The 310-nt window shown below is 68.7% G+C and carries 1 protein-coding gene; it reads right to left on the reverse strand.

Going from position 1 to position 310, the window contains the following annotated elements; all coding sequences use genetic code 11:
• Window positions 1–310 (reverse strand): serine hydrolase domain-containing protein (locus tag PUR71_RS23050; RefSeq protein ID WP_329928985.1); only part of this gene is annotated, 310 nt, incomplete at both ends.

A 310-nucleotide genomic window follows, 5' to 3' on the forward strand; every position in this document is an offset into this window, starting at 1 on the left:
CCGCCGCCGTGGCCATCGTGGGGTCCATGTGGGTGTTGTGGTGGAGCGTGCGGTGGGGGTCGTGGTTGTTCCCCTCGGGGTGGGCCTGGTGGATGGTCTTGTCCCCGGGGGTGGGGATGTTGGTGTGGCGCTGGCCGTTGCGGTCGTTGACGCGCTTGGTGATCTCCTCGCCGACGGGCCGCCCGGTGACCTTCTGGATCAGGAGTCCGGCGACATTGTAGTTGGTGTTGCTGTACTCCCAGCGCGTGCCCGGGGCGAAGCGGGCCTTCTGGGCGAGGGCGCTGTCGAGGAGCTCGCGGGGCTCGAAGTA

It is taken from the genome of Streptomyces sp. SP17BM10 (assembly GCF_036322405.1).
Classification (GTDB): Bacteria; Actinomycetota; Actinomycetes; order Streptomycetales; family Streptomycetaceae; genus Kitasatospora.